The organism is Pseudidiomarina andamanensis, from assembly GCF_009734345.1.
GTDB classification, from domain to species: domain Bacteria; phylum Pseudomonadota; class Gammaproteobacteria; order Enterobacterales; family Alteromonadaceae; genus Pseudidiomarina; species Pseudidiomarina andamanensis.
Genome location: NZ_CP032551.1, coordinates 1275402 through 1301327 on the forward strand (window position 1 = coordinate 1275402; position 25926 = coordinate 1301327).

Here is a 25926-nt window from a genome sequence, read left to right on the forward strand (position 1 = left end):
TAACCTTCTGCCCTAAAATTTATAAACGCTTCACTATTAATCTGTGTTGTCACAATTAATGTTCAAGCGAACGATATTTTTCACGTAAATGGTTACGCACGCCTATCGCGGTTAAATTCAAACCAACAATGACGGTAACCAATAAGAATGAGGTGGCGTAAACCAATGGACGCGCTGCCTCAACGTTTGGACTTTGGAAGCCCACATCATAAATATGGAAACCTAAGTGCATAAACTTACGGTCTAAGTGGAAGTACGGGAAGTTCCCGTCCACCGGCAACATCGGTGCCGACTTCACCACACCAACCAACATGAGAGGCGCTACTTCACCTGCAGCACGTGCTACAGCAAGAATCAAACCTGTCATAATTGCTGGCGATGCCATGGGTAAGATAATTCGCCACAAGGTTTCAGCTTTAGTTGCACCCAACGCCAAGCTCCCTTCACGAAGTGTGCTTGGAATGCGCGACAAGCCTTCTTCGGTAGAAACAATCACCACCGGTAAGGTCAAAATCGCTAAGGTAATTGCCGACCACATCACGCCTGGCGTACCAAAGGTTGGGCTTGGCAACGCTTCTGGATAGAAGATTTGGTCAAGTGACCCGCCGACCATGTATACAAAGAAACCTAAGCCAAATACCCCATAAACAATCGACGGCACACCCGCGAGGTTGATCACCGCAATACGAATCAATCGCGTGACGGCGTTTTTACCCGCGTATTCGTGCAAATAAACGGCGGCGATCACACCAAATGGCGTCACAATCACGGACATCAACAACACCATGAAGACGGTACCGAAAATGGCTGGGAATACGCCGCCTTCTGTATTCGCTTCACGCGGGTCTTCTGATACAAATTTACCAATTTGTACGAAGAAGTGACCGATTTTGCTGAACAAGCCCATATCATTCGGGAACGTCGCATCAAGCACACGATACATTGGTAGCTTCACTTCCATGCCACGCATGTCTTTCATAACAACCGTGTCGCGACTCGCAGCTTCGCGATATGCAAACAATTCCTTTTCAAGCTCTTTATAGGACTCGCGCAACGCTTGCTCTTCGTCGGCAATTCGCTGTTTTTCAGCCTCGGTCAATTGACCTTCGAGTTCAAGTGCACGACTTTCTAGGCGCAACTGATTCAATTCGTAGTTAATTGCACCTATTGGGCCCTGTTGAAGCTCGCTGGCTTTTTCGTTGAGTTCAACAGCGCGTTCGATACGCTCAAATAGCACGTCTCGTAAATTGTCAGATGTTGCAACCGACTCACCGTTTTCGAGTACATCAACAACATAACCGTAGAAGTTGCCGTCTTTTGAGCGCTCGATAACCGCGAGATTAGCTGGTGTTTCGTCGCGAATAATCTGCGGTTTCATTACCCACATAAAGTCGAGCGGTACAAATTCACGGTTACCCACTTTAAATAGTTGGCGTTCGAGTGTTTCACCCTCAAAACCTTCCAAAGTAACGCCAGATTCTTGTAGGCGTTCGATTGGAATTTCCTCACGATCGTATACTTCACCGATAATCACTTGAGTACTACCATCATTGGCTCGTACTTCTACTTCGTGAATGGCTGCTGGCCAGAAGAATGACAAGCCTCGCCAAGCAATGAGTGCAAGTAATCCGAGTACGGCGATAAGGCTGACACTGACTGCGCCCGCGGTAAGCCAAATATACGGTTTTCCTGTTTTAAACCATTTATTCATGGACATCCTCACGCTTACATCGAGCTATATTTTTCGCGTAAACGCTGGCGCACAAGTTCGGCGAGCGTATTAAACACGAAAGTGAAAACAAACAAGACAAATGCGGCCAAGAACAAGATACGGTAGTGCGAACTACCCACTTCTGATTCTGGCATCTCAACAGCGATATTCGCCGAGAGCGTGCGCATTCCTTCGAAAATATTCCAGTCCATAATTGGCGTATTACCGGTAGCCATCAGCACGATCATGGTTTCACCCACGGCACGGCCCAAGCCCATCATCACGGCCGAGAAAATACCTGGGCTAGCGGTGAGTAACACGACCTTGGTCAAGGTTTGCCAGGTTGTCGCACCAAGCGCCAATGACCCATTCGACAAGTGTTTCGGCACACTGAACACCGCATCTTCGGCAATCGAGAAAATAGTTGGAATAACGGCAAAGCCCATTGCGATACCAACAACTAACGAGTTGCGTTGGTCGAAGGTAATGCCGAGTTCGTTGGTAATATATTGACGCACGTTGCCATCAAACAGTACGCGCTCAACCCATGGCGACATTTCAAATGAGAACCAGCCAACAAACGCTACCACTGGCAACAGCACCAACGCTGCACGGCCATCGGTGAAGCGATTGCGCCAATCTTTCGGTAATACGCTGCTTAGTGCTGCAAACAGCACAATAGCAAGCGGCACAAGAACAATCGTCGCGACAATGCCGGGTAAATACTGCTCGATAATTGGCGCCAGCCAAAGTCCCGCCAAGAAACCTAAGATAACCGTCGGCAATGCTTCCATAATCTCAACGGTAGGCTTCACCACTTTACGTACACTTGGCGACATAAAGTAAGCTGTATACACCGCGGCTGCTAAGCCAATTGGCACCGCAAACAACATGGCATACGCGGCTGCTTTAATTGTCCCGAATGAAATCGGAACTAAGCTAAATTTCGGTTCGAAATCATCTGAACCCGAAGTGGATTGCCACACATACTGTGGCTCAGGGTAACCCTCGTACCAGACTTCTTGCCAGATACCACTCCAAGTGACTTCAGGGTGCTCGTTTTCGAGTTTGAAGGTATGTAACTGCTCGCCGCTTTGCATCAACAACGTGTTCGCACGCGGGTCAATAACAACGCGCTCGGCATCTAAGTTGTCAATGTGCGAGAAATAGAGGTCGGCTTCCGACGTTGTGTGGAATACGCCAACTTCGCCAGTCTCAGAGATGCTATAAAAGGTGCGACGGTAGTATTCCGCCACAATGTCGGTAATAGCCGAATTACCTGCTTTGAATTCGCGAATGTATTGGTATTGGCGACCATTTTCTCCCGCAACTTCAAACCACTGTGTGATCAAGCCGTTGCTATGCCCAAACATAATTGAGCTTGAGCCAGCCAATAATTGCATACTGGTGATTTCACCAAAACGGCGACGATCAATTGTCAGTAATTGGCGCTCGCTGACGTTGCCCGTTCTTGAAACATCGTAGACATAAAAGCGATTACCTTGGCGTACAAAAACTTGGCGCAAGTCTGGCGTCACTTTAATGTTGTCGACAGAACCGTTGAGCGGTAGCTCAGAGAATTTAGACTTTAACTCGACGGTACCGGTCAGAAAGCTTTTGCTTGCCTGCAAATAGTTAACGATGATCTTTTGATCGGCCGTTACCGCGGCAAACAGTTGCGACTCACCGTCAAACTCATAAGCTAACTGCGTGAGCGTACGTTGCTCAGGGTCCACTTGAACAAGTTCGCCATCGTTGGCATAACCGATTGCTGGCGTGGTAAAGCGTTGGCCATTCTTAAATTGGCTACGGAATTTAGGCTCAATCACTCGAACCTGGCCGTTTGCCACAGCATAAGCATAACGTTTACTTTGCGGCTGAGTTGCGGCAAATGCGGTCGGTTGCTCTGCGACTTGTTCTGACAACAACACTTGTCCAGGTTGCCAGTCGGTGCCTGGCTTCTGCTTCAATGCGAAGAAGTTTAATTCACCAGAATCACTGAATCGAAAGCCAATTTCCGATTGTTCTTCCATTCCCATTGCCGCGGTTTGGCCCTGGCCAGGTATAGAGAACGACTGCTGGTGTTCGATTTCGACACCACGGAAGATCGGTTCAACCACATATAACAAGTAAAAGAAAATCAGTAGCAGTGCAATTAGAACTAAACCGCCGCCGAGAGTAACCCCCCAGCGTGCGGCTTTGTCTTTAATCAATCGCACATTACTGGCTCCCAACTCTGCACGTTGTGATGCCGCCATTGCTGCCTCTTTAAGATTAAATGAATACCATAAACTAATTGCAGCATAGTATAGACGCGTTCTATGACAGTATTGTTACAGTGTTGTCATATTCCTGACATTTTTCTGTCATGCAACGCTTAAAAGTGAGGCTCTGCCTGGCTCTTCGCCGCATAAAATTTCCGGCGCCTGGGTGAATTTTATGTGCGCTAAATTCAGAACCCACATGGCAACCCGCGACTGACCAATACCACCGCCGATGCACTCAGGCAATTCACTCTGCAGTAGTTGCTGATGCCATGCTTGCTGCAATATTGACTCGCATGAGCGCACTTGAACTTGATGTTCTAACGCGCCTGCGTCTACCCGAACACCCATAGATGATAACTCAAGCGCATCGTTTATCGCACTATGCCAAACCAATAAATCGCCATTTAACCCGGCATATTCTGTTTCGGTTGCTGTGCTCCAATCATCATAGTCCGGCGCTCGACTATCGTGAACGGTTCCATCTGCCAGCTCGCCACCAATACCGATGATGAATATAGCTTTATGCAGCTTTGTGAATTCAGCTTCACGTTGCTTTGGTGTCAATTGCGGATACATTTGTCGCAATTGTTCGGAGTGAATAAACACAACTTCTTCGGCCAAATGCGTTTGATACTCTGGGTTAAATTCCATGTAGAGCTGCCTTAACCCAGAGTAAATTTTAGCAACCGTTGCTTTTAGTGTTTCTAGTGTGCGGTCGCTAGGAAGAATCACTTGCTCCCAATCCCATTGTTCAACCAGAACGCTATGCCGCTCACTGAGTTGCTCTTCATCGGCTCGAATGGCTCGCATTTGTGCGACTATGCCTTCGCCAACCGAGCATTCGTAATGTGCCAACGCACTGCGTTTCCATTTCGCTAATGAATGCACAATTTCATACTCTTGTTGCTGTGCACGAACGAACACAGACACAGCTTTCTCATAGCCGCTTAAATTATCCTGTAGGCCTGAGTTTTTCCGCACCATCAGCGGGGCTTGAACTTCGGTTAGGTTGAGCTTTTCACAGAGTAAGTCGGTGAAGCGTTGTTTGAGTTGGGCGGTTTGTTGTTGGTGCTTGAGCATAGGGCCTCTTTAAACGAAGAACGTTGTTCGTTATTCGTTGTTCGTTAGTCGTTGTTCGGTGGTCGTGCGCTTCGCTGTTTGTGTGCTGCGCTGTTCGTTAAAGACAAGATAAAATAAAACACAAAAGACAATAACCTCAATACCGTCTATTTAATTTAGCTTTTGGAGATGAAATTAATCTTTTAATTGGCTTTTATATTAGATATTGTTTAATTCTAGTGGTGAAAAATGGGTGGGAATTAGATGATCGATGATTTGGATAGAGCGATAATTTCGACGTTGCAGGAAAATGCGCGGGTTTCTTATGCTGAAATCGCAAAAGTTGAAGGGGTGAGTCCGGCGACAATTCATGTTCGCATTGAGAAACTTCGGCAGGCTGGGATTATTACGGGAACGCACATTCATGTCGACCCGCGTAAACTTGGGTATGACGTTTGCTGCTTTATTGGTATCAATTTAGCGCGTGCGGGTGATTATCCTAGCGCTCTAGCCAAATTGAAAGTTTTGCCTGAAGTTGTTGAAGCCCACTACACCACTGGACAATATAGTATTTTTATTAAAGTAATGGTGCACTCAATAGATGATCTTCAACGTTTGTTAATTGAAGAAATTCAACCAATTGAGGAAATTCAGGCTACTGAAACGTTGATTTCGTTACAGCAGCCCATCATGCGACAAATTCAAGTTTAATTGCTGAGTATGACTTCTAAGAAACGGATATGTTTAAATGCTTACCCATAGCTTCTAGCGCTTTGTTAAGCGTATCGATTTTTGTATTGTGACCCAAGTTAATAATGCGCTGCATTTCCTGCTTGCGGCTACCTATGCGCTTTGCCAACTCAGCTTGAGTAACGCGTTCAGTCAACATGGTATTTAACAAAAGAACTTTTGCCCAAACACTTGCGGGGACAGTGACATAAGCTCGATCTTCCAAGGGCGACGGCATCGGAACAGGACGCTGATCTTCAAAATAAAACTCAAACGCTGTTAATAGTGCATCTTGTGCTTCTTGCAGTGCTTCCTCATAGGTATCGCCACAGGTTAATGCCTCTGGAATATCTACAAATCGGGCCATAAAAGTCTGGCCATCTTTCTCAATAGATACGGGATATTTCATTTTAAGACTCCAAAGTTATTCCCAAATGTCGGTCATTACAGCCCAAGTTGCTTGATTATGGCTTTACGTAAATTCTCACCAATTTCCTTACTTGGGTGCCTGGGCATGACACTTTGCCTACCTTGGTAATAAAGCTTTAGATGATTCGTTCCTTGCCTCACTTCGACGCCGTGTTTCTCTAACCAGCGCCGAAATTCACTTTGTTTCATGTGGCCTCCTTGCCTAGAAACAACAAAGGTAAACAAAAATGTTTACCTTGTCAATTTTTAATACAAAAAAACCCTCAAACCAAAAGGTTAGAGGGCTTTTTAGGGTTTCAGAATGATCGGTTTAGTTTAAGCCTAAACGCTCAAGCTCTTGCTCAACAACAATTTTCGGTACTGGAATGTAGCCGTCTTTGTCGACAATTTGCTGACCAGTTTTAGACAGAACCATTTTCAAGAATTCTGCAGTTGCTGGGTCAAGTGGCTTGTTCGGGTGCTTGTTCACGTAAACGTACAAGAAGCGAGACAGTGGGTACTTACCAGCTAATGCGTTCTCAGTGCTTGCTTCGATGAACTCTGAACCTTCTTCAACTGCTAATGGCACAGTTTTCACGCCAGAAGTCATGTAGCCGATACCTGAGTAACCAATGGCGTTCAATGAGGTTGAAACTGACTGAACCACTGACGCTGAACCTGGCTGCTCGTTCACGTTGTTACGGAAGTCGCCGTCACACAATGCTACTTCTTTAAAGTAACCGTAGGTACCTGATACCGAGTTACGACCGTAGATTTGCAAGTCGCGGTTTTCCCAACTGCCAGTCAAACCTAAGTCGCCCCAACGACGAACTTCTTCAGTAGCGCCACACAGACGAGTGCTTGAGAAGATGGCGTCAACTTCAGCAATAGTTAAACCTTCAATTGGGTTATCTTTATGTGCGAATACTGCTAAAGCATCAATCGCAACGCGAACTGGGGTTGGTTTGTAACCGTGACGCTTTTCGAAAGCTTCAATTTCTTTCGCTTTCATGGCACGGCTCATAGGGCCAAAGTTCGAAGTACCTTCAGTCAATGCTGGTGGCGCAGTTGAAGAGCCAGCTGCTTGAATTTGCATGTTGACGTTTGGATATAAACGCTTAAATTCTTCAGACCAGAACGTCATCATGTTTGCCAGAGTATCTGAACCAACTGATGACAAGTTGCCTGAAAGACCACTTACTTTTTCATATTCAGGTAAGTCGTCGGTTGCTTTTTGTGCGCTTGCAGAGAAACTTAATAAACCTGCAACTGCAGCGGTAATTAATGCCGATTTGAATTTCATAATTGACTCCAATCGTGATGTTTTGCCGGTTAAAAACCGGCGGTTGTAATCAGTAACTGGAATCAAGTTTAGTAGGTCAATGTGACAGTATTGTGACATTTATGACAAAAGTGTCATTTTTTTATCACGAGCTCTTCAGAAATACGAAAATAGAATTTTGAACCGCGGCCAACAACTGAGTCAATCAGCAGACGACTATGATGATGTTCCAACGCTTGTTGAACAATGGCTAAGCCGAGGCCCGAACCGCCCTTCTTACTATTACGATCTTTATCAACGCGATAAAAACGCTCAGTCAAACGGCCAACGTGCTCAGCTGGAATGCCAGGACCATTATCTTCGACTGAAAATTCGGCGTCTTGACCAACCATTTTCCACGTGACTTTTATTGTTCCGTGTGGCTGCGTGTAATGAATAGCATTGGTTATCAGGTTCGAAAATACGCTACGTAGTTCATCTTCAATGCCATGGATATGAATATCGGCGATATCAAACGTTAAGGTATGTTGCTTTTCTTGATTGAGACGCTCAGCATCATTTTGAATAACATCTAATATGTTTGGGACATTGACCGTGCGATCGAACATGTCAGTTCGGTGTACATCCATGCGTGATAATGACAACAGTTGATCAACTAAGTTACGCATGCGTTCGCTTTGTGCCTGCATATCGGTCACTGCTTTGGTTAACATTGCTGGCGGCATTGAAGCTGGCTCATCCAACATTTCTAAATAACCTTGCAGCACGGTTAACGGTGTTTTGAGTTCGTGCGATACATTAGCGACGAAATCTTTGCGCATTTGCTCGAGTTGTTTCAATTGCGTGACATCGCGCGCCATTAATAAGTACTGATCTTCGCTATAAGGCATGATGCGAATTTCGAGCTCAACGTCTTCGCGCACTGGCGATGCCAAGTGAATATCTTCACTGAAATCGCCCTTTTGCAGATACGCAATAAACTCTGGATGGCGAATGAGGTTAGAAAGGCGAATGCCAGTATCTGCCGGCCATTTTAAACCGAAGTAAAACTGCCCCAATTTATTACACCAAATTAAACCGCCATCTTTACGAAACACAATCGCGGCATCTGGAATGGCCTCTGACGCTTCACGAAAGCGACGGAGCAATCGTGCCAATGCGCGACGACGCTGTTGACTACGACGTTGCGTACGATAAATACCGTCGTAGATATAGCTCCAACTTCCCGGAGCACTTGGTGGCAGCATGGTGCGGCGATGCCATAACCAATCGACAAGTTTGTATTGGTAGTAATAGTGCCAAACCACCAGCGTGATTAGCGACAGCGCTAATGTTGCCCAAAAGTAACCAAGCAACCAACCGAAAAAGCCTACTGGGACAATAAACCACAGTAGGCCTTTCAAAATAAATATGACGGAGTAACGACGATCCATGCTTAGCAGTGGCTCCGTTTAACTTTTTGAGAAACGATAGCCAACACCGCGGACGGTTTGTACCAAACGATCATGCCCATGCGTTTCCAGCGCCTTGCGCAGGCGACGAATGTGAACATCGACAGTACGGTCTTCCACATACACGTTGGTTCCCCAAACATGATCTAATAACTGTTCACGACTATACACCCGATCAGGGTGGGTCATAAAGAAGTGCAGTAATTTAAATTCGGTTGGTCCCATATCGAGACGGTCATTAAACGCGGTCACGCGATGTGAAACCGGATCAAGACGCAAGCCTTCTACTTCTAAAGGCTCATCAAGTGCAGTTGGTGCAACTCGACGGAATACCGCGCGCATACGAGCCATCAATTCTTTTGGCGAAAACGGCTTAGTCATGTAATCGTCAGCACCAACTTCAAGGCCGCGAATTTTATCTTCTTCTTCGCCACGCGCCGTTAACATGATGATTGGAATAGCGCGGGTAAAGTCATCGCCTTTTAATTTTTTCGCTAACTGAATACCTGAACCACCAGGAATCATCCAATCCAATAGAATCATATCGGGAAATGGCTCAATAACTTTCTCTAGCGCTGACTGGTAATCGCCTGCTTCGATGGCTTGATAGCCGTGCTGCTCCATGACGAAGCTCAGCATTTCGCGAATAGGAGCTTCGTCTTCAACAATCAGTATCTTTCTGGACATGTGCGTCACCTAATTTGTTTTTTGCACGGCCGATTATCTAGATACTTTATGACACTTTTATGAAAGTCAGCAAATTTGTGACATTTATTTTAATTGAATGTCGATCCACACCAATCGATGATCAGACGACGCGCCTCGTGTTTGCACCAATTCTGCTTTCGGTTCATTTGCCGTTGGCCAAAACACACCTGACTGAATTAACTCGATACCATACATCGATGGCAACACGTAATCGGCACGCTTACGCCAGCCTGCAGTGTGTGTGGATGCTTGCGGGTTGTCGGGTGTATGTTGCGCACCGCCAACACTTGTTGGTGTTTTGTCGGCATTCACTAACGAATGTTCTAGTAACTGGTCGATGGCACCGGGGACATTGTCTTCGCTTTCAACCGATGCATTCAAGTCACCAGCAATCACGAATGCTTTTTCAGCACCTAGTCCGCCTGTTACGCCATTGTCATCGTAAATATAATCACTCAGATGTGGCTGTATATAGTCGGCCCAAAACCGAATTTCATCGAAATTACGGCGACCATTACGGTCTTCTTTTCCGTCAAAAACTGGTGGCGTTGGATGACTTACGAGTAAGTGCAATTCATGCCCGTTCACGTTAATTGGCACATCCCAGTGCGACTTGGAGCTAAGACGAAACGCTTGCCAGGCTTCGGCGCTGTAAAACGGCTCGGAAGTATTAGGGTTGATTGGCGCCAACGCGCCCGGCATGTCTTTCCATTTGAATAACTGGAACGTGCGGACATGGTCGGTTTTGATTGGGTATTTGGATAAAACCACCATACCGTATTGCCCTGGATACCAGCCAAAGCCCCATGCATCATTACCGGTGCCACTGGCCACGCCATCACCGCTTAAGTCATAAGGGCTCGGCATGCCGGTGTTAACCGGTGCGAGATACACGTAGGGATAATCGATTGGCGATTCACCGCTCTGACTTTGTTGGAGGTAATCGCTTCGAAAAACATTAATACCTTGGTTCACATCAACATAGTCAAATTCGTTTAACACCAACACGTCTGGGCGCGTGTGCTGAATAATTTCCGCGATGGCTTTAATTTGCGGGTGTTGCTGCGCTAACGCATCGGTAAGCGCTGTTGCGCCCTGCGTTTGAACTTGTTCGTTCGTTAAATAATTACTGGCATCCATGCTCACGTTGAAGGTAGCAACGCGCAGTGAAACTGGTTCTGAAATTTTTTCTGGGGGCATATCGCATCCTGCTAAATAAAGCGCAGATAAAGACAATATAAGGGCTGTACGGATTTTCATCGGAAAGAGCTATCCTTTTGCGGGCATGCTACGACAGATAAAAAGCATAAAGGTTCAATTTATACGATGCAATTGTAAAAAAAATTGCGTAAAATACTGTCATATTTTTGACACAGTACGATGCTATAAATCCACATCGGTGGATTCAGGTCATTATATTGCAGTTTTTACCTGATCTCGTCATTGTCTAGGTTATAGGACGAAAAAATGAGTCACGGTTGGCGAAATTCAACGTATCGCATGCAACGATATTGGGGCAATCCCATTCGTTGGTTTGTTTGTTTTTCGTTATCTTGTTGTTCTGCATTCTATACTTTTTTCTTCTCTGTAATCTTCAATAAAAGTAATTCTAATTCGGCTTTGAACGCCATGTTCAATCCAACCAATCCAGAGTTTTTTTCTTACTGTAAAACCACAACCCAAGGGAAACATCAACATGTTTAACTGCAAACAAACACGTATCGCAGCAGCTGTTGCTATCGCAATGGGCTTTTCAGCCTCTGCGTTTGCACAAGACACTGCCTCTGCATTGCGTGGTGTTATTACTTCAAATACTGGCAATACCCTTGCTAATGCTGAAGTAGTAATTACCGATACGCGTACTGGCGCATCGCGTACTTTGACAACTAACGAGACAGGTACTTTCTCTGCTCGTGGTTTGGCTGTTGGCGGTCCATACGTTATCACGGTAACTGACCCAGCAACTGGCGCGACCAAAGAACAAGAAGTTTACTTAACCTTGGGTGAAACGGCGAACGTTAACCTGATGGTTGAAAGCAATGTTGAGCGTATCGCTGTAACTGGTACTTCAATGTTGAACAATAACTACGGCGGCACTGGTCCTGCAAGTAACTTCAGCTTGCGTGACCTTGAAGAAGCGCCTGCTATCAACCGTGACATCAAAGACATCGTGCGTATTGACCCACGTATCTACATCGATGAAACTTATGGTGATGGTATTCAGTGTGGTGGTGCAAACCCACGTTTCAACAGCTTGACTGTTGACGGTGTTCGCATGAACGACAACTTCGGTTTGAACTCAAATGGTTACCCAACAGAGCGTATGCCATTTGCGTATGATGCAATTGAGCAGGTTGCTGTTGAATTAGCACCTTTTGATGTGAAATACGGTGGCTTCACCGCATGTAACATCAACGCGGTAACTAAATCAGGTCAAAACGAAGTTAAAGGTAGCGTGTTCTTTGATTACACCAACCAAGATATGCGTGGTGACAAAATTGAAGATACTGAACTTGATCAAGGTCAATTCAGCGAAAAACGTTACGGCTTCAGCGTTGGTGGCCCAATCTTAGAAGATCAGTTGTTCTTCTTCGCTGCCTACGAAAAATATGAAGGCGCAGTGAAGTTTGATAACGGCGCTGGTGATGACCCAACTGCTGGTAACCCAATCTATGGTGTGTCTACCGCACAAATTCAAGAAATCGCGCAAATCGCACGTGAAGTATATGGCTACGAAGTAGGCGATCCAATCGCTTCAGCACCAGTAGAAGACGAGAAATTGTTGCTGAAATTAGACTGGCAAATCAACGATGCTCACCGTGCTGCGTTCACTTATAACTGGAACGACGGTGGTAACATTCGTCAATCAGATTCATGGGCATACGAATTCTCTAACCACTACTATGACCGTGGTACTGAGTTAAACGCTTATGTTGCTGAATTCTACTCAAACTGGACCGACAACTTCTCAACTGAAATTCGTGCTGGCTACCAGAAAGTTGATAACCGTCAGGTAACTTTGGGTCCTAAAGATTTCGGTGAAGTTCAAATCGAAACTCGTTTTGACCACGACAACGACGGTATCGAAGACAGCGCAACTGTATTCTTAGGTGCTGATGACTCGCGTCAAGCGAACAAGCTTTACTACGATACGCGCTACCTCAAACTAGCTGGTAACTACTTCATGGGCGACCACGTTATTACCGCTGGTTTCGAGCGTGAAGAGTTAGACGTTTACAACTTATTCGTACAGCACTCACGTGGTGGTGAATACCGTATCTATATTCCACGTGATAGCAATGATCCAAACGCAGCAATCGATTTGTTCCGTCAAGGTATTGTTGACCGAGTCTACTACGGTAGCGCTGCTGGCACCAACAACCCTGAAGATGCAGCGGGTGCGTTCCAGTACGAAATCAATACCCTGTATGTACAAGACGAATACTACATGTACGAGCAAGACTTGACGTTGACTTACGGTCTTCGTTACGACTGGTATACCAGCGATGACTTGCCACGTGAAAACCAAAACTTCATCGATTTATATGGTTACAGCAACGCAACCAACTTCGATGGCGAAGGTTTATTACAACCACGTGTCGGTTTCAACTGGAAGCCATCTCTTGAGTTAGAAGTACGTGGTGGTTTCGGTCTTTACTCTGGTGGTAACCCGAACGTTTGGATTGCGAACAACTATCAAAATGATGGTATCACGCAAATCCAATTACAAGAACGTGGCGTTGATTTGAACGCTGTCGACTTATCAGGTGAAGGTCGTCCATTCTACGACGTACCACAATCAATGTACGATGCGGTTGCGAATGCTAGCGGCAACAGCCCAGTAAACTCGTTTGACCCGAATTTCCAAATTCCAAGCGAATGGAAATATGCATTGGGCGCAACTTATACCTTCGAAAACCAAATGGTATTGATGGGTGACATTCTTTACACCAAGCGTAAAGATTCAGCTGCAATCATTGATTTGGCATTCGAACAAGTTGGCGTAGCATCTGACGGTCGTCCGGTTTATTCAAACCCAAACGGTCGTGAAGGCGATTATCAGTTAACTAACGCAGATGATGCTGGTAGCCAGTTGAACTTGTCACTTGCATTGAGCCATGCTTATGACTTCGGTCTTGATTGGTCGGTAGCTTACGCTTACACCGATTCAGAAGAGAGCCAAGCAATGAGCTCTTCAGTAGCTGGTTCGAACTTCTCGCAAACCGCTACTTCTGACATGAACTACTATGTTTCTGCTCCAGCGAACTACGAAATTCCACATCGTTTCACTTTACGTGTTAACTATGGTGTTGAGTTCTTCGACGGTTTAGAAACTCGCTTCAGCTTGTTCGGTCAAGCGAACAAAGGTCGTCCATATAGCTTCGGTTTAGACGGTCGTGACTTGTTCGGTGACACTGCTAACCGTCAATTGTTGTACGTACCTACTGGTGCTGACGACAGCAAAGTTATCTTTGGCCCAGACTTCGATACAGATGCATTCTTCGCATATGTTCAAGAAAGCGGCTTAGATAAGTACGCTGGTGGCATTGCTCCACGTAACAGCTTCTACAGCAGCTGGTGGAACAAGTTTGACTTGAAAGTAACTCAAGAACTTCCAGGGTTTGCTGATGGTCACAAAGCTAACATGTTCTTCGTAATCGAGAACATCGGTAACTTGTTGAACAGCGACTGGGGTGTGTTATATCAAGCAGGCTTCCCACAAATCGAACAGATTGTAGAAGCATCTCTTGATGACGAATACAACGTGGTATACGAGCGCTTTAACCAGCCTAACCCACAACAACGTGAAACTGGTCCATCACTTTGGGAAATGCGTTTAGGCATTAACTACAAGTTCTAATTTGGATAAGTATGAACAAAGCCCTCGCATCTGCGGGGGCTTTTTTTTATGATGCGCACACGTTCATTCAGTTAAAGAAGCTTATGAATCACGAGTTTTACATGCAGCGAGCTCTCGAGCTTGCCGCAATTGCCGCTGAGCAATACGATGAAGTGCCCGTTGGCGCTGTGTTGGTGTTAAATGATGAGATTATTGGTGAGGGCTTTAATCAGGTGATTACGCTCAATGATCCATCGGCTCATGCCGAAGCGCAGGCTATTCGCGCTGCAGGCAAGCACTTAGGCAATTATCGCTTAGTCGATACCACGCTTTATGTCACTTTAGAACCATGCGCAATGTGCGCGGGGCTAATGACCCATGCACGGGTGAAAACGTTAGTCTTTGGTGCAAGTGACCCACGTACCGGCGCTGCTGGAACCGCTATCGAGGTCATCAATCACCCAAGTATGAATCACAAAATTGAAGTGATTAGTGGTGTATTGGCTGACGAATGCGGGGATATTTTGCGGCAGTTTTTTCGAAAACGCCGATAAATTGTGAATTCAAAAGGAAAGCCCGGCATGAAGCCGGGCTTTTCATTTATGTCTACCTAACCTAAGTAAACGCGTGCGTTGCGGAACATACGCATCCATGGGCTGTCTTCGCCCCACTCATCCGGGTGCCAGCTGTTGGCAACGGTACGGAATACACGCTCAGGGTGCGGCATCATAATCGATACACGACCATCTTTCGTGGTTAGTCCCGTGATGCCTTCAGGTGAGCCGTTCGGGTTCGCCGGATAGGTTGCTGCAACATCACCTTTATTGTTGATGTAACGCATGGTTACCAAGCCTTCGGCGTTCACGGTAGCTAAGTCATTGCCTTTGAACTCGGCACGGCCTTCACCATGTGACACCGCGATTGGCATACGCGAGCCAGCCATGCCTTCAAAGAACAACGAGTTGTTCTTTTGTACCTCAACCAAACTGAAGCGTGCTTCAAAACGCTCCGAACGGTTGGTAACAAAGTGTGGCCATGCTTCTGCACCAGGAATCAGTTCTTTCAGGTTTGATAGCATTTGACAGCCGTTACACACACCGAGTGCAAATGTTTTGTTGCGCTCAAAGAATGCCGCAAACTCATCACGCGCACGGCTGTTGAACAAGATTGACTTCGCCCAACCTTCACCAGCGCCTAAAACGTCACCGTAAGAGAAACCACCGCAAGCCACAAGGCCGTTGAATTTCTCGAGGCTAACACGACCACTGAGAATATCACTCATGTGCACGTCAATGGCTGCGAAGCCGGCGCGATCAAACGCTGCTGCCATTTCCACATGCGAGTTCACACCCTGCTCGCGCAAAATCGCAACCATTGGGTCACGCCCCGTGTTGATATATGGCGCAGCAACATCTTCGCTCACATCAAAGCTTAAGTCAGCGAATAAGCCTGGGTCATTTAAGTTTTGTTTCGCGTCAAATTCTTCGTCAGCGCATGCTGGGTTATCACGCAAACGCTGCATTTGATGCGTTGTTTCGGCCCAGATCGCACGATAGTGGCTACGCAGATGGGCTAGCACCTCTTCGCCGTTACGGTTAAAGCGCACGACATCTTCGCGCACCGGACGACCGATAACATGTACACAGTCTTCCAAACCATGTTCCGCGTACACGGCCATCACCTGCTCAAGATCTTCGACACTCACTTGTACCACTGCACCGAGCTCTTCGCTAAATAGTGCCGCTAAGTCGTCGTCGCCTAAGTTATCAAGCGCAACTTCAACACCACAATGGCCAGCAAAAGCCATTTCAGCAACCGTTGTAAACAAGCCGCCATCAGAGCGATCGTGATACGCCATCAACTTCTTGTCGTGAACCAGTTGCTGCGTTGCATCGAAGAAACCTTTTAATGTTTCGGCGCTATCAACGTCAGGTGTGACATCACCAAGCTGCCGATAAACTTGTGCTAGCGCAGAACCACCAAGGCGATTTTTGCCGCGACCCAAGTCAATTAACACGAGCTTGCTATCGCCTTTATCCATGCGTAGTTGTGGCGTCAGGGTACGACGCACATCGCGAACTCGACCGAACGCGGTGATCACTAGGCTCAATGGCGCAGTAACTGCTTTCGAGCCGTCGTGGTCTTGCCATTGGGTTTTCATCGACATGGAGTCTTTACCCACTGGAATCGTAATACCGAGCGCCGGACACAGCTCTTCACCAACGGCTTTCACGGCTTCATATAGACCCGCATCTTCGCCCGGGTGACCAGCTGCGGCCATCCAGTTTGCTGACAATTTGACGAATTTCAAATCACCAATATCTGCTGCAGCAATATTGGTGAGCGACTCACCCACTGCCATGCGTGCAGACGCGGCATAGTTCAACAATGCCAATGGGGTACGTTCACCCATCGCCATCGCTTCACCCGCATAGGTGTCGTAACTCGCCGCAGTTACCGCAACATCGGCAACCGGAATTTGCCACGGGCCAACCATTTGATCACGGGCAACTAAGCCAGTTACCGTACGGTCACCAATAGTAATCAAGAAGGTTTTTTCAGCAATTGCAGGTAAACGTAATAAGCGTTTCGCAGCTTCATTCAGCTTGATGCCTTCACGCGCAATACTCTCGCCTTGCGCTTGCTTTGAAGCAACATCGCGGTGCATTTTCGGTGGTTTACCAAGTAAAACATTCAGCGGTAAATCAATGGGTTTATTACCAAAGTGCTCATCGGTTAGCGTTAAATGCTCAGCTTCTGTCGCTTCACCAATCACAGCAAACGGCGCGCGCTCACGCTTACATATCTCTTCAAACACGTCCATGCGATCAGGCGCGATTGCCATCACATAACGTTCTTGCGATTCGTTACACCAAATTTCTAACGGCGACATGCCCGGCTCATCATTTGGCACTTTACGAAGCTCGAAGTTACCGCCGCGACCGCCGTCACTCACGAGTTCCGGCATTGCGTTCGACAAACCGCCTGCGCCCACATCGTGAATAAACGCAATTGGATTCTTGTCACCAAGTTGCCAGCAACGATCAATCACTTCTTGGCAGCGACGTTCCATTTCTGGGTTGTCACGTTGTACCGAAGCAAAATCAAGATCTTCACTCGAAGTACCCGAGGTCATTGAGGATGCCGCACCGCCACCCAAGCCAATGTTCATGGCTGGGCCACCGAGCACAACGAGTTTCGCGCCAACTGGAATCTCGCCTTTCTCAACGTGCTGCTCGCGAATGTTACCCATTCCGCCAGCAATCATGATTGGTTTGTGATAACCGCGAATTTCTTCGCCATTATGGCTGTTCACTTTCTCTTCGTAGGTACGGAAGTAACCGGTAAGTGCCGGACGACCGAACTCGTTATTAAACGCCGCGCCACCCAGAGGGCCTTCAAGCATAATATCGAGCGCCGTCACAATGCGGTCTGGCTTACCGAAATCTTCTTCCCAAGGCTGCTCAAAGCCCGGAATTCGTAAGTTTGAAACGCTAAAACCAACCAAGCCGGCTTTTGGCTTCGAACCACGACCTGTGGCGCCTTCGTCACGAATCTCGCCACCTGAACCTGTTGCGGCCCCTGGATACGGTGAAATAGCCGTTGGATGGTTGTGGGTTTCAACCTTCATCAAGATATGAACTGGCTCGTGGAAATAACTATATTCGCCTGCAGCACTGGTTCCTGCTGGATATGGATAGAAACGCCCTGCCTCAGACCCTACCATTACCGCCGCGTTATCTTTGTAAGCAGAAAGAACATTTTCTGGCGTGACCTCAAAGGTGTTTTTGATCATCTTAAACAACGATTTCAGTTGTTCCTGACCATCAATGGTCCAGTCTGCGTTAAAGATTTTATGGCGACAGTGTTCTGAGTTGGCTTGCGCAAACATGTACAGTTCAATGTCATTTGGATTACGCTTCAGTGCACTGAAGTTTTCAAACAGATAATCAATTTCGTCATCCGCAAGCGCTAATCCCATGTCGATATTTGCGCGTTGCAATGCCTCGCGACCGCCCTGCAAAATATCAATGCTTGTCACTTCTGCTGGTTCCGCTTCGTGGAACAATACCGTCGCATCATCAAGATCACGCAGCACCATTTCAGTCATGCGATCATGAATTAAGGCAGCGGCTTGCTGCAATTGCGCCTCGGTTAAATCACCCGACAAATAATAGGCAATGCCGCGCTCAATGCGGTGAATTTGCGTTAATCCACAATTGTGCGCAATGTCTGTTGCTTTGGATGACCACGGCGAAATAGTGCCTTGACGCGGTACCACAACCAAGAGCTGCCCTTCTGGAATGTGCGCAGCTAATGCTGGTCCATAGGTCAATAATTTAGTGAGAACTGTCGTCGCCTCATCGTCGAGCGTCTGTTCTACATCAACGAAATGCATAAATTCGGCATAGACTTCTGATACCGGTAGGTCAGCATTTTGCAGGCGCTGCAATAATTTCTCAGTTCGAAATTCAGACAAAGCGGGGGCACCGCGTACTATTTCCACAGACATGTCTCCAAAAATTATGGGGAAATTATTCTTGTTTCTCAGTTAGACGAAACCACTTTTGCCGACGCTCGGTTTGCAAGTGGCGTTGTTTACGTAACCAGGCGCGGCGACGCTCTGGCGATACTAATCGACGATTCTTGTTACGCATTAGTTGACTCCATCTCCGCTTCCCTCAGGAACCGAGATTTCCATAGGTTTGGCTGGAATCCTTCCTCGATTATCTAGCCATACCAAGGTGTCGTAATAGCGACGTATGTTCCCTACGTATCGCACCGGTTCATCACCACGTGCAAACCCAAAACGAGTTTGTCGATAAAACTGCTTTTGTCTTAATAAAGGTAGACGTTTTCGCACATCAATCCAGCGATCGGGATCACCCCCCTGTTGCTGGGTCAGAATGCGCGCATCTTCCAAGTGGCCGTAGCCAATGTTATATGCTGCTAACGCGAACCAAATGCGGTCTGGCTCTAAAATTCGCGCCGGAATACGCTGCAGCATTCGCTCAAAATATCGCGCGCCACCCTGAATACTTTGCTCAGGATTCAAGCGACTGGTTACGCCCATCGCTTTGGCGGTTGGCAACGTTAGCATCATCATGCCACGCACACCGGTTGGCGAAATCGCCCGTGGATTCCACAAGCTCTCTTGATAACTAATTGCCGCCAGTAAGCGCCAATCCAATGCTCCCGCATGCTTTTCAAATACATCGCGGTACTTTGGCAACACGGTTTGCACGGCATCAATAAATAAACTGGTATCAACATAATTGAAGCTAGCGACATGCCCGAAATGTTGATCAAGAAGTTGAGAAAGTTGCCCTGAATGGCGGAGGTTACCGAAAAATGCAATGACTTCCGAATAAAGCGATGCGTCCACTTGCTTATTTAATAGCCAAGCAATATCAACATCATCGCGAACGGTAAAGGCAACACTTAAATCGGGGTAGTAGCGCCGTTGCAGATCCAAAGTATTGCTGTCTGCAATAGTGTAGGCTATTTCGCCTTCGACCACTTGGCGCAGTAATTCGCTGGCGTCATGGTCGTCGGTGGCTCGCCACTTAAGCTCGGGATAATCGTCTTCTATTTGCTGCAGCCAATCATGGTGACTTGAGCCTTCAACGACAACGAGTTCAGCCTCAAGCTCGTCAAGACTTCTCGGTCGCTCTCGGGCTCCCTGTTTAAAAACGATTCGTTGGGATACTTCGAAATATGGTGGACCAAACCGAAAGCGCTGTTCGCGCTGATTGGTACGATTTAAACCAGCAGCTAATACATCGACATCGCCCGACTCTAGCAGGTTTAAGAGGTTTTTGACGTTGTAGCGAGACACCATCTCAACGTCAACGCCAATTTCTTCAGCAAATTGTTTCGCCAGAACATACTCGATACCCGCTTCGCCTTCGGCATCGAGATAATAGCTAGTGGGCCCCAGCAATGTTCCTACACGCAACACGCCGCGCTCTTTGATGGCGTCAAGCTGGCTCGGCTGCGGTTCGGGCGCACACCCGAGCAACAAACCTATCATGAGCCAGCTAAAAAGCCACTTAAGCACGTATTATTCCCATTCAATCGTAGCCGGCGGTTTACCCGAAATGTCGTAAACCACCCGTGAAATACCGTCGATTTCGTTAATAATACGGTTTGACACTTTTTCGAGCAATTCATAAGGCAAATGAGCCCAGCGCGCGGTCATAAAATCGATAGTTTCAACGGCGCGAAGCGCAATGACCCAGTCGTATTTCCGCGCATCACCCATGACGCCCACTGAGCGCACTGGCAAGAACACCGCAAACGCTTGGCTAACATCGTGATAAATACCTGCGTTACGGAGTTCACTGATAAAGATGTGATCAGCGCGGCGCAATAAGTCACAGTATTCTTTCTTCACTTCGGCAAGCACTCGCACACCGAGGCCTGGGCCTGGGAATGGGTGGCGATACAACATGTCATATGGCAAGCCAAGCTCTAAACCAATTTTGCGTACTTCATCTTTGAATAACTCTCGCAATGGCTCAACCAAGCTAAGCTTCATATCTTCTGGCAAGCCACCCACGTTGTGGTGCGACTTAATGACATGCGCTTTACCTGTTTTCGAACCAGCCGATTCAATTACATCTGGATAAATCGTGCCTTGAGCTAAGAATGAAACGTCTTTAATGCGGCTCGCTTGCTCATCAAAAATTTCGATAAACACGCGACCTATAATCTTGCGTTTCGCTTCTGGGTCTTTTTCGCCAGCAAGGGCATCAAGAAAACGATTTTCTGCGTCTACATGAACAATGTTCAAACCGTAATGGTCGCCGAACATTTCCATCACTTGCTCAGCTTCTTGCCAACGTAATAAGCCATTATCTACAAATACGCAGGTGAGCTGATCACCAATGGCACGATGCAACAACATCGCGGTCACTGAACTATCGACGCCACCAGAAAGCCCAAGAACAACTTTTTGGTTGCCAACTTGCTCACGGATGCGCGCTACCGCGTCATCAATAATATGTGCTGGGGTCCAATTCGTTTCACACTCACAAATTTCAACCACAAAGTGTTCGAGCATACGCATACCCTGGCGGGTATGGGTTACTTCTGGGTGAAATTGTACGCCATAGAAATCGCGCTTATCGTCTGCCATAGCAGCGATAGGACAGGTTGGTGTTTGTGCGACGATATCAAAGCCTTCTGGCACTTCAATCACTTTATCACCGTGGCTCATCCACACATCTAACAACGGATTACCATTGTCGTGCACGCTATCTTCAATGTGGTGGAACAGCGGACATGGGGCGATGCGTTCAACCTGGGCATAGCCAAATTCACGCTCGAGTGAACCTTGAACTTTACCGCCTAGCTGCTCAGCCATAGTTTGCATGCCATAGCAAATACCAAACACGGGTACGCCAGCTTCAAACACGTACTCAGGCGCACGTGGTGAGTTTGCTTCAGTAACGGATTCAGGGCCACCTGACAAAATAATACCGTTCGGTTTAAAGCCACGGATGTCTTCTTCACTGACATCCCATGCCCACAGTTCACAGTAAACACCCAGTTCACGAATACGACGAGCAATTAACTGCGTGTATTGCGAGCCAAAATCTAAAATCAATATACGATGTGCATGAATATCTTGCATGTTAGCTTAACCCATCCGATAGTTTGGTGCTTCTTTGGTGATTTGCACGTCGTGTACATGAGACTCACCCATTCCTGCAGCAGTTACTTTGACAAACTGCGGCTTGGTGCGCATTTCTTTCATATTGGCACAGCCGGTTAAGCCCATTGCTGAACGTAAGCCACCCATTTGCTGGTGAATAATGGTGGCAATTGGACCTTTGTAAGCAACACGCCCTTCAATACCTTCAGGAACAAGCTTTTCAGCTTCGTTGGTCGCTTGGAAGTAACGATCTGACGAACCATGACGTTGGTTCATTGCACCGATACTGCCCATGCCGCGATATGATTTGTAGTAACGACCTTGATACAGCTCAACTTCACCTGGCGACTCTTCGGTACCGGCTAACATGCTGCCGACCATCACGCAGTCAGCGCCAGCTGCGATAGCTTTCGCGATATCACCTGAGAAACGGATACCGCCGTCAGCAATCACTGGAATGTTGGTACCTTTAAGCGCATCAACGGCGTCAGAAATTGCCGTAATTTGTGGTACGCCACAACCCGTGACAATACGTGTAGTACAAATTGAACCAGGGCCAATTCCCACTTTCACTGCGTCAACGCCAGCATCAGCAAGCGCTTTTGCACCAGCACCGGTCGCCACGTTACCTGCGATGATTTGTAAATCAGGATAGGTTTTGCGAGCCCAAGTAACACGGTCGATAACGCCTTGCGAATGACCATGCGACGTATCGATCAATAACACATCAACACCCGCTTCAACCAACGCTTCAACGCGTTCTTCTGTACCTGGACCAACGCCGACGGCTGCGCCCACGCGCAAACGGCCAAGCTCGTCTTTACAGGCGTTTGGTTTATTTTCAGCTTTGGTGAAATCTTTCAGGGTAATCATGCCGCGTAAATGAAACGCATCGTCAACCACCAGAATTTTTTCAATACGGTGTTGATGCATGAGGTTCAGAATTTCTTCGCTCTGCGCGTTAGCTTTCACGGTTACAAGCTTGTCTTTTTGCGTCATAATCGAGCTAACCAGTCGATTATCATCGCGCTCAGCGCGGGTATCGCGGCCGGTGATAATGCCGACCAGCTCGCCAGACTTTTCAACCACAGGGAAACCGTGGAAGCCATGTTCAACGGCTAATGCACGAATTTCGCCAAGCGTGGTGTCTGGGCTAACAGTAATTGGGTCAGAAACCATGCCACTTTCGTATTTCTTCACTTTACGAACGTGTGCGGCTTGCTCAGCAATGGTCATATTCTTGTGAATAAAACCGAGACCACCTTCTTGCGCTAATGCAATTGCGAGCGCAGCTTCGGTGACGGTATCCATTGCGGCGGAAACCATTGGAATATTGAGTTCAATTGAACGCGTTAGACGCGTACGCAAGTCCGCTGTATGGGGTAAAACGGTTGAATGTCCAGGGACGAGCAAAACGTCGTCAAAGGTAAGGGCTTCTTGAGCAATTCGTAGCATGGCAACATCTCACTGGCTGACTTAATGTTGCGGGCAGATTTTACTCGCAAACGGCTTTTCAGTAAACTGATTTTTTCAATTCTTACCGAGGTTTTATCATGCAACAACCGCACATATTTACCGTCTTTGGTCTCAATACCGAGGTAAGACAGGTGCTTGAGCAAGGCTTCGGTTCTATTTGGCTAGTTGGCGAAATTTCGAACTTTGCGGCGCCAGGCTCTGGACATTGGTATTTTACCCTAAAAGATGAACGGGCGCAGATAAAAGCCGCCATGTTCAGAAATGCGAATCAGCGCGTCAAAATTCGGCCTCAACATGGCATGCAGGTGTTGGTTCGCGCCAAGCTTACGGTTTACGAGCCACGCGGTGACTATCAATTAATTATTGAGCACATGGAAGATGCCGGTGCGGGCTTGTTGCAACAGAAATACGAGCAACTTAAAGCGAAACTGCAAGCTGAAGGACTTTTCGCACCGGAACATAAACAACCATTACCAGAAACGATTAAAAAAGTTGGCGTTATCACCTCGCCGACTGGTGCAGCTGTGCGCGATATACTCGCGGTACTCAAACGCCGCGACCCAAGTATAGAAGTCATTATTTATCCGAGCTCCGTGCAAGGTCAGGCCGCTATCGGTGAACTGCTCAACATGCTGCAACGCGCGGTGATGCGCAATGAAGTGGATGTATTAATTGTGGCTCGCGGTGGCGGCTCGTTAGAAGACTTATGGTGCTTTAACGATGAACAACTCGCGTATGCATTGCATAGTTGTCCGCTGCCGACCATTTCAGCCGTTGGTCATGAAGTTGACTTCACTATTTGTGACTTTGTTGCGGATGTTCGCGCACCAACCCCTTCAGCGGCTGCCGAATTAGTCAGTCGCGATCAACGCGAAACGCTCGCTCGCATTCAACACTTGAGCCATCGAGTTGAACAGGCATGGACACGTCATTATCGCCAGCAGCACCAATACCATGCGCATCTGTCTCAACGTTTGCAGCAACAACACCCGCAACGACAGCTACAACAGAATGGCCAGCGCCTTGATGAATTGGCAATGCGCACACAAAATGCCATGCAGCGCTACTTACAACAAACCAAAAGTAACCAAATTCGATTACATTCACGCCTAACTAACGTTCATCCAGAGCGTCGAATTGCGCCACTGAAACAACAGCAACAACAATTACAACAGCGCCTGAGCCTTGCCATGCAACAATTGTTGAAGCAGCAGCAACAGCGTTTTCAGTCACTCACACAAGGGTTGCACATGGTTAGCCCGCTGCAAACCATTGAGCGTGGTTATGCTGTGGTGCGCAAAAATGATGGCAGTTTAGTTCGCAGCCCCAAGCAGTTAACTCAGGGCGAAGCGTTTCAAGTGAAGGTTGCCGAGGGTGAGTTTACGGCAACAAAAACTGAATAAAGGCGTACCATAACGGTAACGTGATAAAACATAGCAGCACACCATAACCAACAATGGCTGCCGACAAAGTCGGCGCTAACCCTGCCATAATTGCCAATGCGCCAGCAGAAATCATGGCTGGCATGGCGGCTTCCATAATTGTCACTTGTACTGCCAATTGCTCAAGTCCAAAACCATAAAGCACGGCGAAGGCAATTACTGGCGTTGCGATGAGCTTCAAACCGAGCGCCCAATACAGCGGTCCACGGTCTTCCTGCGGCAACCTGAATTTCAACTGAAAGCCAACGGCAACCATGATCACTGGCACTAAGGTAATTGCCAGTGAATCAATAAACTGACTCATCACCTCAGGGTATTCAATACCGCGCATCAGGAGTGCAATGACTAGCGCCACAAAAGGTGGAAATTTCGCTATACGAAGGGCTATTGCGCCAGCACTCGGCCGCTTGGCTTCAGTGCCGGGTTCATGACTATAAATGGCGGCGATAATCGTCGCATAAATAGACAGAATAAAGAACGAACCAAGTTGGTCATACAATAGCGCGTAGGGAATGCCTTCGGGCCCAAAGAACGCTTCAACCATCGGAAATCCGACAAACGATGTGTTGCCGAGTGGCACGACGATCAGCATGGCGCCGGTGGTCATTCGCGACCAATTAAGCCACTTACTCAAGCCCAGCAATACGGGCACCGTCACTGCCAGTAGCAACCATGGCATCAAGGCCGGATATAAGAGTTCTTTACCGAAAGTAAGACTGGGTATTTTCTGTAGGACAACCGCTGGTAACGCGACATAAATCACATAAGCGTTAAGAATTTGTCCGGTATTTTGCGGGAATTGTCGGCTACGTTGTAGCAATAAGCCAATAACAACGTAACCGGCAATAAAGATGAAGTTGGCCATCGTAACGGTGCATTCCAAGTTGCATCAA

19 protein-coding genes are annotated in these 25926 nt (G+C 47.3%); 4 read left to right on the forward strand and 15 right to left on the reverse strand.

Annotation, left to right across the window (positions count from 1 at the left end; genetic code table 11):
* Window positions 1-55 precede the first annotated feature (55 nt).
* From pstA to asnA, 3 genes are all read right to left on the reverse strand, one after another.
* The gene (pstA, locus tag D3795_RS06130; RefSeq protein ID WP_156267111.1) at window positions 56-1711 is read right to left on the reverse strand and encodes a phosphate ABC transporter permease PstA; all 1656 of its coding nucleotides are present in this window, start codon (window positions 1709-1711) and stop codon (window positions 56-58) included.
* A gap of 14 nt (window positions 1712-1725) precedes the next feature.
* Window positions 1726-3969: an ABC transporter permease subunit gene (locus D3795_RS06135; protein ID WP_156267113.1), complete on the reverse strand. Its 2244-nt coding sequence runs from the start codon at window positions 3967-3969 to the stop codon at window positions 1726-1728.
* 108 nt (window positions 3970-4077) lie between these two features.
* Window positions 4078-5058 carry an aspartate--ammonia ligase gene (gene asnA, locus D3795_RS06140; protein ID WP_156267115.1) on the reverse strand — a complete coding sequence of 327 codons (981 nt, stop codon included), beginning with the start codon at window positions 5056-5058 and terminating at the stop codon, window positions 4078-4080.
* Window positions 5059-5301: 243 nt separating this feature from the next.
* Between asnA and asnC the strand changes: the two genes are divergently transcribed.
* Complete coding sequence (asnC, locus tag D3795_RS06145) at window positions 5302-5748, forward strand: transcriptional regulator AsnC (protein ID WP_156267117.1); 447 nt, start codon at window positions 5302-5304, stop codon at window positions 5746-5748.
* Between the two features lie 16 nt (window positions 5749-5764).
* On the opposite strand, the gene D3795_RS06150 is transcribed toward asnC, so the two are convergent.
* The 6 genes from D3795_RS06150 to D3795_RS06175 form a co-directional block, all read right to left on the reverse strand.
* A complete protein-coding gene (locus D3795_RS06150; protein WP_156267119.1) occupies window positions 5765-6175 on the reverse strand; it encodes a type II toxin-antitoxin system HicB family antitoxin in 411 nt (136 codons plus the stop codon).
* Window positions 6176-6210: 35 nt separating this feature from the next.
* On the reverse strand, window positions 6211-6384 hold the full coding sequence (locus D3795_RS06155; RefSeq protein ID WP_156267121.1) for a type II toxin-antitoxin system HicA family toxin: 174 nt from the start codon (window positions 6382-6384) through the stop codon (window positions 6211-6213).
* A gap of 121 nt (window positions 6385-6505) precedes the next feature.
* Window positions 6506-7477: a PstS family phosphate ABC transporter substrate-binding protein gene (locus D3795_RS06160; RefSeq protein WP_156267123.1), complete on the reverse strand. Its 972-nt coding sequence runs from the start codon at window positions 7475-7477 to the stop codon at window positions 6506-6508.
* 113 nt (window positions 7478-7590) lie between these two features.
* Window positions 7591-8889, reverse strand: coding sequence for a phosphate regulon sensor histidine kinase PhoR (gene phoR, locus D3795_RS06165; RefSeq protein WP_156267125.1), 1299 nt, complete (start codon window positions 8887-8889; stop codon window positions 7591-7593).
* Between the two features lie 18 nt (window positions 8890-8907).
* On the reverse strand, window positions 8908-9594 hold the full coding sequence (gene phoB / locus D3795_RS06170; protein ID WP_156267127.1) for a phosphate regulon transcriptional regulator PhoB: 687 nt from the start codon (window positions 9592-9594) through the stop codon (window positions 8908-8910).
* A gap of 84 nt (window positions 9595-9678) precedes the next feature.
* Window positions 9679-10815: an endonuclease/exonuclease/phosphatase family protein gene (locus D3795_RS06175; RefSeq protein ID WP_310942452.1), complete on the reverse strand. Its 1137-nt coding sequence runs from the start codon at window positions 10813-10815 to the stop codon at window positions 9679-9681.
* Window positions 10816-11311: 496 nt separating this feature from the next.
* On the opposite strand from D3795_RS06175, the gene D3795_RS06180 reads away from it, so the two are divergent.
* The gene (locus D3795_RS06180; RefSeq protein ID WP_156267131.1) at window positions 11312-14476 is read left to right on the forward strand and encodes a TonB-dependent receptor; all 3165 of its coding nucleotides are present in this window, start codon (window positions 11312-11314) and stop codon (window positions 14474-14476) included.
* An 83-nt stretch (window positions 14477-14559) separates the two neighbouring features.
* Window positions 14560-15009, forward strand: coding sequence for a tRNA adenosine(34) deaminase TadA (gene tadA, locus D3795_RS06185; RefSeq protein ID WP_216648941.1), 450 nt, complete (start codon window positions 14560-14562; stop codon window positions 15007-15009).
* 56 nt (window positions 15010-15065) lie between these two features.
* On the opposite strand, the gene purL is transcribed toward tadA, so the two are convergent.
* From purL to guaB, 5 genes are read right to left on the reverse strand one after another with little or no spacing between them, the layout of a single operon-like run.
* Window positions 15066-18962, reverse strand: a complete 3897-nt coding sequence (purL, locus tag D3795_RS06190; RefSeq protein WP_156267135.1) for a phosphoribosylformylglycinamidine synthase — start codon at window positions 18960-18962, stop codon at window positions 15066-15068.
* A gap of 28 nt (window positions 18963-18990) precedes the next feature.
* Complete coding sequence (locus D3795_RS11515; RefSeq protein WP_281277729.1) at window positions 18991-19113, reverse strand: hypothetical protein; 123 nt, start codon at window positions 19111-19113, stop codon at window positions 18991-18993.
* Window positions 19113-20489, reverse strand: coding sequence for a membrane-bound lytic murein transglycosylase MltF (gene mltF, locus D3795_RS06195; protein ID WP_156268996.1), 1377 nt, complete (start codon window positions 20487-20489; stop codon window positions 19113-19115). The genes D3795_RS11515 and mltF overlap by 1 nt, the downstream gene beginning before the upstream one ends.
* Window positions 20490-20519: 30 nt before the next feature.
* Window positions 20520-22094, reverse strand: coding sequence for a glutamine-hydrolyzing GMP synthase (gene guaA, locus D3795_RS06200; RefSeq protein ID WP_156267137.1), 1575 nt, complete (start codon window positions 22092-22094; stop codon window positions 20520-20522).
* 6 nt (window positions 22095-22100) lie between these two features.
* A complete protein-coding gene (gene guaB / locus D3795_RS06205; protein WP_156267139.1) occupies window positions 22101-23570 on the reverse strand; it encodes an IMP dehydrogenase in 1470 nt (489 codons plus the stop codon).
* 98 nt (window positions 23571-23668) lie between these two features.
* Between guaB and xseA the strand changes: the two genes are divergently transcribed.
* The gene (xseA, locus tag D3795_RS06210; protein ID WP_156267141.1) at window positions 23669-24994 is read left to right on the forward strand and encodes an exodeoxyribonuclease VII large subunit; all 1326 of its coding nucleotides are present in this window, start codon (window positions 23669-23671) and stop codon (window positions 24992-24994) included.
* Here the strand turns inward: xseA and D3795_RS06215 are convergent.
* On the reverse strand, window positions 24972-25898 hold the full coding sequence (locus D3795_RS06215) for an AEC family transporter (RefSeq protein ID WP_156267143.1): 927 nt from the start codon (window positions 25896-25898) through the stop codon (window positions 24972-24974). The two genes, xseA and D3795_RS06215, sit on opposite strands and share 23 nt — an antisense overlap.
* Window positions 25899-25926: the final 28 nt, after the last annotated feature.

What these genes read in the sequence shown, in the direction of transcription:
- D3795_RS06175 (WP_310942452.1), bottom strand. Translation starts at nt 10,815, where the DNA reads ATGCCCCCAGAAAAAATTTCAGAACCAGTTTCACTGCGCGTTGCTACC.
- guaB (WP_156267139.1), bottom strand. Translation starts at nt 23,570, where the DNA reads ATGCTACGAATTGCTCAAGAAGCCCTTACCTTTGACGACGTTTTGCTC.
- phoB (WP_156267127.1), bottom strand. Translation starts at nt 9,594, where the DNA reads ATGTCCAGAAAGATACTGATTGTTGAAGACGAAGCTCCTATTCGCGAA.
- D3795_RS06215 (WP_156267143.1), bottom strand. Translation starts at nt 25,898, where the DNA reads ATGGCCAACTTCATCTTTATTGCCGGTTACGTTGTTATTGGCTTATTG.
- phoR (WP_156267125.1), bottom strand. Translation starts at nt 8,889, where the DNA reads ATGGATCGTCGTTACTCCGTCATATTTATTTTGAAAGGCCTACTGTGG.
- D3795_RS11515 (WP_281277729.1), bottom strand. Translation starts at nt 19,113, where the DNA reads ATGCGTAACAAGAATCGTCGATTAGTATCGCCAGAGCGTCGCCGCGCC.
- D3795_RS06135 (WP_156267113.1), bottom strand. Translation starts at nt 3,969, where the DNA reads ATGGCGGCATCACAACGTGCAGAGTTGGGAGCCAGTAATGTGCGATTG.
- D3795_RS06155 (WP_156267121.1), bottom strand. Translation starts at nt 6,384, where the DNA reads ATGAAACAAAGTGAATTTCGGCGCTGGTTAGAGAAACACGGCGTCGAA.
- pstA (WP_156267111.1), bottom strand. Translation starts at nt 1,711, where the DNA reads ATGAATAAATGGTTTAAAACAGGAAAACCGTATATTTGGCTTACCGCG.
- guaA (WP_156267137.1), bottom strand. Translation starts at nt 22,094, where the DNA reads ATGCAAGATATTCATGCACATCGTATATTGATTTTAGATTTTGGCTCG.
- xseA (WP_156267141.1), top strand. Translation starts at nt 23,669, where the DNA reads ATGCAACAACCGCACATATTTACCGTCTTTGGTCTCAATACCGAGGTA.
- mltF (WP_156268996.1), bottom strand. Translation starts at nt 20,489, where the DNA reads ATGATAGGTTTGTTGCTCGGGTGTGCGCCCGAACCGCAGCCGAGCCAG.
- asnC (WP_156267117.1), top strand. Translation starts at nt 5,302, where the DNA reads ATGATCGATGATTTGGATAGAGCGATAATTTCGACGTTGCAGGAAAAT.
- D3795_RS06150 (WP_156267119.1), bottom strand. Translation starts at nt 6,175, where the DNA reads ATGAAATATCCCGTATCTATTGAGAAAGATGGCCAGACTTTTATGGCC.
- D3795_RS06160 (WP_156267123.1), bottom strand. Translation starts at nt 7,477, where the DNA reads ATGAAATTCAAATCGGCATTAATTACCGCTGCAGTTGCAGGTTTATTA.
- asnA (WP_156267115.1), bottom strand. Translation starts at nt 5,058, where the DNA reads ATGCTCAAGCACCAACAACAAACCGCCCAACTCAAACAACGCTTCACC.
- D3795_RS06180 (WP_156267131.1), top strand. Translation starts at nt 11,312, where the DNA reads ATGTTTAACTGCAAACAAACACGTATCGCAGCAGCTGTTGCTATCGCA.
- tadA (WP_216648941.1), top strand. Translation starts at nt 14,560, where the DNA reads ATGAATCACGAGTTTTACATGCAGCGAGCTCTCGAGCTTGCCGCAATT.